At 50.0% G+C, this 1576-nt stretch carries 1 protein-coding gene and 1 pseudogene; one reads left to right on the top strand and one right to left on the bottom strand.

Features of this window, described 5'->3' with window-relative positions; all coding sequences use genetic code 11:
• Positions 1 to 152, bottom strand: a pseudogene (locus B3O33_RS15995) (DNA-binding response regulator); the annotation flags it as partial.
• A 158-nt stretch (positions 153 to 310) separates the two neighbouring features.
• Here B3O33_RS15995 and B3O33_RS03240 point away from each other — a divergent pair.
• The gene (locus tag B3O33_RS03240) at positions 311 to 1567 is read left to right on the top strand and encodes a TolC family protein (RefSeq protein ID WP_292362510.1); all 1257 of its coding nucleotides are present in this window, start codon (positions 311 to 313) and stop codon (positions 1565 to 1567) included.
• Positions 1568 to 1576: the final 9 nt, after the last annotated feature.

Here is a 1576-nt window from a genome sequence, read left to right as displayed (position 1 = left end):
TCAAGGACAATCACGTCATAACGCTCGCTCAGCGCGAGCTTCAAACCATGTGGTCCAGTCGCAGCAAAATCGAGCACATGCCCCTTGGGCTCCAGATAGTCAGCAATGTTTGCTGCGATGTCGCGATTGTCTTCGATTACCAGCACTTTCACTGCCACCTCCTTACACCAATCAATAACTTTGTCAGTGTCAATCGGCCCATGTCAAAAAAAAGTCAACTCAACGGGTTGACAATTTATTTACAACTTCTGACTTAGGCTGACGTAAAAGCTTTCACCCTATCCCAACTGATAAAGGGAAACTTTACAAAGTGAAAAAAACACACATACAACGCCTTACAACCCTAACCATTTTAGTTGCGTTCTTGGCCACGCCAAATCTCCACGCTCAGGAACTCGATCATGCACCACTTATCACGACTCAAGATTTAAATTTTACTACCCTGCTGGAACAGACGTTGGCACATGCCCCTGAAGCTTTGGAAACCGAAGTACGGACAGAGCAGGCGCAGGCCATGGTAGATGTTGGTGAAAGCTGGATTGCTGGCCGGCCAAGCGCGCAACTAGACTATATCGACGATCAAATGCTCAGTAACCTCGGTGAACGCGAGCTCACTTATGGCATCACTTTACCCCTGTGGCGATCTGGTGAGAGGAACACCATGCAAGCCCGGGGACAACAATACAATGTCCAGGTAGCAGCGTGGCAAGAAGCTTTTACTCTGACGATGGCAGGACGACTACGCCAGGTACTGGCAGACATGCAGGATGCAGATTCTCTGTTGGCAACAGAACAACACGCTACAGCAGATGCCCGGCAATTACTGTCAATTGCTGAGTCCTTGCACTCTGCGGGCGAAACTGCACGGCGTGATGTTTTGCAGGCTCAAACATTGCTGCTGGCCCAGCAACGAAATGAACTGGCAGCAGAGGCAGCCCGTGTTGATGCTGAACGTAAATACCAGATGCTGACTGGTCTGAATATCCGACCAGAAAAGCCGCATATCGAAACCCTTCAAACGACTGAAGAGGTTAGCCCAGAACATCCTCTATTGCGACTGTTAAGAAGCGATATCGATCTGGCAGCCGCCGAAATCAACAAGACAGAATTGGAGGCACTAGGTAACCCCACTATCAGCATTGGCTCACGTCGACAAAGAGCGGGTAATCAGAACGATTATCAAGATGCCTTGGCACTCTCAGTAACCATCCCCTTTGGTGGTCGCGCTCATGTCAATGCATCCACCAGTTCGGCGCGCCGCAATAAGGTCGACGCTGATGTGCGCTACCTCAATACTTACCGTGAATTGAACCTGCAACTTCACGAAGTTGCACACGAGCTTTTCACCTTGAATGAATCTCTGCCACTCAGCAAGGAGCAGGCCCAGCTGGCACGTCAGCAGTGGGAGATGGCAAAAACCGCTTTCGTTTCCGGCGAGACCGATATAAGTCAGGTAGTCATCGCCTTGCAGCAGAAGCGCCGGAGCGCCCGTGATCTTGAAGTGATTACTCTGCGACAAACCCGCCTGATTACTGAATTTAACCAAATCGTTGGAGTCCTGCCATGAGCTTTTTTT

It is taken from the genome of Methylophaga sp. UBA1464, from assembly GCF_002325665.1.
Taxonomy (GTDB): domain Bacteria; phylum Pseudomonadota; class Gammaproteobacteria; order Nitrosococcales; family Methylophagaceae; genus Methylophaga.
This window is presented reverse-complemented; position numbering and strand designations above follow the sequence as displayed.